The organism is Herbidospora daliensis (assembly GCF_001570585.1).
Lineage (GTDB): Bacteria > Actinomycetota > Actinomycetes > Streptosporangiales > Streptosporangiaceae > Herbidospora > Herbidospora daliensis.
Genome location: NZ_BBXF01000017.1, coordinates 1 through 6188, shown reverse-complemented (window position 1 = coordinate 6188; position 6188 = coordinate 1). Strand labels below are relative to the sequence as shown.

Annotated in this window: 3 protein-coding genes; all 3 read right to left on the bottom strand. The window is 72.3% G+C overall.

Features of this window, described 5'->3' with window-relative positions:
* Positions 1-1669: type IV secretion system protein (locus AW274_RS38540; protein WP_062444229.1), on the bottom strand; the 1669-nt coding region annotated here is incomplete at its 3' end.
* On the bottom strand, positions 1666-4140 hold the full coding sequence (locus tag AW274_RS38535) for an ATP-binding protein (protein ID WP_062338996.1): 2475 nt from the start codon (positions 4138-4140) through the stop codon (positions 1666-1668). The genes AW274_RS38540 and AW274_RS38535, both read right to left, overlap by 4 nt.
* The gene (locus tag AW274_RS41640) at positions 4133-5113 is read right to left on the bottom strand and encodes a MinD/ParA family ATP-binding protein (RefSeq protein ID WP_198169611.1); all 981 of its coding nucleotides are present in this window, start codon (positions 5111-5113) and stop codon (positions 4133-4135) included. Before AW274_RS41640 ends, AW274_RS38535 begins: the two co-directional genes overlap by 8 nt.
* Positions 5114-6188 lie beyond the last annotated feature (1075 nt).

The following is a 6188-nucleotide window of genomic DNA, read 5'->3' as shown; positions in this document are numbered from 1 at the left end:
CCGTCTGCGCGGCGCCGGCCGCGCCACCGGACGCGCCGGCGACGGCGGCGTTGACCAGCGGCTCGGCCTTGCGCAGCCCCCAGCGGCCCACCCGGGCCGCGGCGACCGGCGGCAGCGCCCCGGCGGCCCGCTGCAGGGTCGGGGCCGTGGCGGCCTCGCCGAGCACGCGGGTCGTGAAGGTGGAGCCGCTGAGCGAGGAGAACAGGTGCTGGAACGGCCTGCGGTAGAAGAACACCGCCAGCGTCAGCAGCGCCATGAACATGATCTGCATGCCCCACGGCAGCGGCGTGGAGATGATCAGGGCGTAGCCGTAGACCAGCACACCCAGCACGAGGGCGAGCACGGCCTGTCTCAGCAGCGTGCCGACGAGCATCTCGACCCAGCGCATCGCGATGATGCGCCCGGTGCCGGGATGCACGCCGATCAGCAGGAAGATCGGCCCCATGATCAGCAGCAGCAGGAAGCCGACCTTCAGCACCAGCAGCGAGACCGCCACCAGGAAGATCAGCAACCCGGCGACCATGGCCGCGATGAACGCGCCGATCGCCACGCCGAGACGGCTGGTCCAGTCTTTGCCCTGGAGCAGGTAGAACGACGGGCTGGCGCGCAGCGGCTCGGCGATCTGCTCCTCCCAGGCGCGCTGGTGGGCGTCGCCGCCGGGCGACTGGCTGGCCGCCTGCTCGGCCCGGGTGAGGGCCTGGAGCTGGAGGGCCTTGCCGCCGAACTGCGCCACGACCGGCGAGGTCGAGTCGGCGGTGCCGAACATGCCCATCAGCCACGGCTTGCAGACCAGGGTCGACCAGAGCGCGTCGGCGTTCTGCGCCACGCCGGGCGTGCCCGGCTGCCCGTAGCCGCCGCCGGTGACCGGCGGGACGGCCGCGGGCGTGGCCGCGTCGCCGGCCGCCGGAGTGGTCGTGGGAGGCGGCAGGCACGACGCGCCGCCCGCGCCCGGCAGGCCGGCGAAGGCCGAGTTGACGATCTCGGTGGTCTTGTCGGTGATGGTCTTGCCGACGCCCGTCAGGTCTTGGGGACGGCTGAAGAACCAGGTCGCGACCGTGACCGCGACGACCATCCAGATGACCGCCTCGGCGGTCGTGGTGGCGCGTTTGCGCAGCAGGCCGTACCAGGCCAGCCAGATCGCCGCGATGATCACGATCGGCCGCAGGAACGGCCAGTACATCGCGTCGGCCAGGTTGGTGACGATGTCGTCGACGACGTTCTTGATGGGCAGCAGCGGGCCCTCGGTCGCGGCGGCCTCGTAGGTCGTGATGGTCAGCCGGTCGACCGCCTTGGCCCACGAGAAGATCGCGTTGGCCCAGGCGTTGCCGATGACGGCCGCGACGTCGGAGCAGCCGAGCTCGTAGGTGTGCCAGAACTGGCCCGACATGCCGTAGGTCTCGTAGTTGGTCATGGGGCCGACTTCCGGCGTCTTGACCGACGTACCGGCCCCTGCTCCCAACCCGGCGCCGGCGGCGGCGCCGGTGTCGCCCACATCGGGCGGCGGGGGTTTGACGAGGCCGTCGACGCCCGATCCCACCACCTCCGGGGCGAGGGCGGCGGACATGTCACAGATCCCGTCGGCGTGTGCCACCGACGACCCGATGATCACTGGCGACGCCACGAAGAACGTGACGAACACCAGCATGAGCAGGGCGACCCTGCGTTTCACGAGCGCACCTCCCGCGCGACCCCCGAACGACCCGAACCCACCTTGTCCTGCTCGACCTCATCCGGCTTGGCGTGCGTCGGATTGGTATCGAGCCAGCGCAGCAGCTCCTCGGAGATCAGGTCGACGCCGATCCGGCCCGCCCGACCGTCGAGGTCGCGGAAGACGCACTCGCCGTTGCGCAGCGAGCGCAGCACGCCCTTGTGTTCCTCGTTCGGATCGACTCCCAGGAGCTCCAGTACGTGCTCCACCTCGACCCGTTCGGTCGAGCGGAAGGCGAACACCGAGGAAAGGCAGTTGGTGACCTGCTCGTTCAGCAGGTCACCCGCGTTCTGGGACACCAGCACGAGTGCGGTGTTGCGCGACCGTCCCATGCGGGACACCTCGGGCACCAGCTTGGCGCCCTCGGGAGTGGACGTGATCGCCCACGCCTCGTCGAGGAAGATCGCTTTGGGGGTACGTCTGTCGAGCCCGTTCATCAGCCGCCGGGCGAACTGCGAGACCAGGTAGAGCAGGGCGACCGACAGCCGCTGCTCGTAGGAGTAGTCGTCGCGCCCGGTCGCCGCGTCGGGCAGCGTGAGGCCGCCGAGGGTGAACACGGTGGTCCAGCCCTCGGTGTCGATCTGGTCGCCCCCGGAGGGGTCGAAGCACAGGCGGGCAAGGTGCATTTCGGACATCGACCGCAACACGGCGCCCAGGTTCTTGGACGCGGCGTCCTCCGACCGGTCGAGGTGGTCGATGACCTTCCCGAGCGAGGGGTCGGGCTCGTTGGCGACGGCCGCGACGGCCTGCACCATGGCCGACTCGCGCTCCTCCGACATGCGCGGCAGCAGCAGCCGCAGCGTCTCGGTCGCCATCGTCTTCTTCGCGGCCAGGTCGTCGCCGAACGAGAACGGGTCGAGCAGCCCCGGCGCGGCCGACCCGAGGGGGATCGTGCGGGCCTGCCGTCCGCGCCGCCGCAGCAGCTGCACCAGCGACTCGGCGTCGCCCTTCGGGTCGATGACCGCGACGGTGACCCCGCGCAGCGCCATCTGGTAGATGAGCAGCAGCGCCAGCGTGGTCTTGCCGCCGCCGGGCTCCCCGGTGATCGCGATGGCCGTCGGCCGGTTCTTGGTCGCCGCCACCAGCGGGTCGAAGTGCACGATGGAGCGTGCCCGCCCCAGCGTCTCGCCGATGTAGGGCCCCAGCCAGCCCGCCTCGTCGGCCCGGTCGCCCAGGTCGACCGTGGCGGTCGCCATGCCGCCCGCGATGGTGCGCAGCGGCTGCCGCTGCGCGTAGGCGTTCACCCTGACCTTCTCGCCCGGCAGCGCCTCGCAGAACAGCGAGAACTGGTCGCCGGTCGAGTTGACGACGTCGATGCCCATGTCGCGGTAGTGCTCGATGACCGCCTCGACCCGCTGGACGCACATCTCCTCGGTCGGCGCGCTCACGCTCATGCGGTGCCAGCCGTAGACGAACGGCAGGCGTTCCTTGGTGATGCCGTGTTCGAGCATGCGGGCGGCGTCGATCTGCTCGGCCAGCGCCAGCGGCGCCTCTGCGCCCGCCTCGCGGATGTGGATGTCCATGTCGCGCGCGTGGGCCAGCTTCCTGGCGACGTCGCGGGAGGCGCGTACGGGCGGGATGAGCCGCATCCGGGAGGAGATCTCGACCGGGAACGGGAGCTGGTCGCCGAAGTGCATCCAGGGTTCGCCGTCGGGGAACGGCATCAGGTCGGGGAACCGGGCGAACGACAGGTGGGCGACGTAGGAGTCGCCGCCGGGCTGCTCGATCCGCAGCAGCGACCGGCCGTTGTGGATCTGCCCCTCGACGAGGGCCTCGATCTCGCCGCGCCCCCACTTGCGGCGCTTGGACGCCGACGCCGGCGGGTCGCCGAGCGCGCCGGTCGCGGCGTGCTGGAACAACCAGGCGACCTCGACCGAGGTGGCGTGCCGCGCGTAGAGCGAACCGGAGGCGAGCGCGCGGCCGAGCCGCTCGGCCGCGTCGGTCCACTTCGCGACCTCCTTCTCCGGCACGTGGTCGTCGTCGAGCCCGAGGTTCTTCTCGGTCTTCTGGTAGAAGCCGAAGAGCTGCGCGAGCACGCCCTCGCCGAGCTGCGCGCCGCGCGGCCCGAGCCGGACCCCGAGGTAGACCTCCTTGGACCAGAAGTCCTTGGCCCACACGTGGCGGTACATCTCTTCGAGGTAGTCGCGCCAGCCCGGCCCCTCGTCGGAGGTGGCGTTGAGCGCCATCGCCCACTCGGCCGCCGGGTAGGTGCGGTGGGCCACCCGCAGGTGCACCTCGGCGTCGGTCATCCGGATCGCGGCCAGCGCGATCGTGATGTTGTTCGCGAGCGCCTCGCGCTCCTCGGGAGTGATGAACTCGTAGCTGACCGTGGGCAACCGGAAGTAGGCCCAGGCAGCGGAGTCGGTGAGGAGGATCCGGTCGTCGAAGTACCGGACCGCCAGGCGACTGCGCGCCCGCGACGCCCTAGCCAACGAAGCTCTCCCCTCTCGCCGTGGTCAATCCGCTCGCGACAACCCCGGCAAGGGCAACGTACGCCCTGCGGCCGCCGCTGCGAAGGTCATCGAGGTCGACTTGTCCGGGTTCGGCCAGCTCGTCTTCCCACGGGACCCTCACGATCGCCCTGCACCTTCCGCGCGCGACCGTCTCGGCCCGCTCGACATCGGCCATGCTCCTTCGCGACACCCCGTTGATGACCACGACGGCCCTGCGCCGCAGATCGGCGCAGCCGTGCCCGTCGAGCCAGTCGTAGGTCATGGCGACCGAGTCGGGGGCGTCGGCACTGGCCGGCGCGACCAGCACGAGCTGGTCGGCGTAGGGCAGCAGCCGCGCCGCGAGCGCCGCGGCCGGGTCCATCAGGATGATCCGGTACTGCTGGTCGAGCAGCCGCATCGCCCGGGCAATGCGCTGGTCAGAGAACCAGCCCCGGTCGCCGATCCGCTGCTCGGCCCCGGGGTCGACGTCGGCGGCGAGCACGTCGAGCCCGGAGTCGCTCCGGGTCGTGTAGTCGCGCACCCGGGTCCCGACCCCGTCGACGGCCGTCAGGAACGAACTGAGCGTCTCGGGCGTCTCGGGGCTGATGCGCCCGGTGAGCCCGTCGCCCCCGGAGTTCGCGTCGACCGCGACGACCCCGTCTTCCCGCAGGCGGGCCAGGGAGTGCCCCAGCAGCAGCGTGGTCGTCGTCTGCCCCGCCCCGCCGGTGCATCCCAGCACGACGATGCGGCGGCTGCCGTTGATGGTCGTCCGGGCGCGGTCTTCGTCGTTGTCCCCGTCAGACCCGGCGACGACCTGCGACACCCGCCGCCACGTGGCCTCCGACCCCCGCTCGGCCGGGATGAACGGCGCCGGCGGCTGCCCCTTGCGAAGCCGCTCCTTCTGCCAGTCGGCAGAGGGCGCGGGCGCCTCCGGCTCGACGGCGGAGTCGGCCGAAGCCGCCAGCCTCCGCAACCGTCGCAACGCATCGGGCCGAATCGGCGGCGACGAGATCTCCTCAGCGACAGACGCCCCACTCTCGGGCTCCACCCGAGCGGGAGGAACAGCGGAGGCATGCCTGCCCACCTGCCCCGAAGCGGCCTCTTCACCGGCGGAACGCCGCGCCCGCTCTTCCTGTACGGACTGAGCGGCACCCTCTTCGCCGGAGTCAGACGTGGCGGCTGCGACAGGCTCACCCTTGGCCGACTCGGCCACCGGCGACCACGAGAACTGCGCCGCCCCCGCCTCAGCAGGCGACAGCGCGGGGACCTCGGCAGCCGCCGTCGGCACACCCTCCGCCTTGGAGGCGGACACGTCATGAGCGTGCGGCCGACTCACGGGCACCGGACCGGCGGGCACGTCCGCAGCCGCATCGGCGGCTTGCGGTTCGCTGGGGGACTCACCAGGTGCCTCGTGGTCGGGAACCGGCCACACGGGCACGTCGGAAGCCTGCGGTGCGCGGGCGGATTCCTCGGCCGCATGCCGGGTGGGCACCTCGGGAGTCTGCGGCCTGGAGCCGCCTTTCTCCAGCCGAGCCGGGGCCTCGGCTGCGTGCCGGGCGGAGATGTCGGAGGTCTGCGGCTGGGAGCCGCTTTCCGCCCGGGCTGCGGCCGCGTGCCGGGCCGGGACGTCGGGTGTCTGCGGCTGCGTGCCGTTTTCCGCCGGGGCTGCGGCCGCGTGGCGACCGGGCACGTCAGGCTTCTGCGGCTTGGAACCGCCGTCCGCCGACCGTGTCTGCGCATCGGCCGCGTGCCGGGCGGGCGCGGCAGGCGGCCGCGAACCGCTCTCTGCCGTCGGGGCTTCGGCTGCCATTCGGGCGGTCGCGTCGGAATCCTGGCGCCCGGGGTCGGCGGGTGTGGGCACGCCGGCGTCTCCTGGGCGGGTCGGGCCGCCGGGGACCAGGCGCATGGGCACGGTGGGGCCTGCCGGCCGCGTTTCGGGGCGCCGGAGTGGGCGTGTCTCGTTCTCGCCGTGGGCCGGGGGTTCCGGGCGGCGGAGCGGGCGGGTCGGCGGCTCGGGGGCTTCGGGGGTCTTGGGCTGGTCGGAGGGG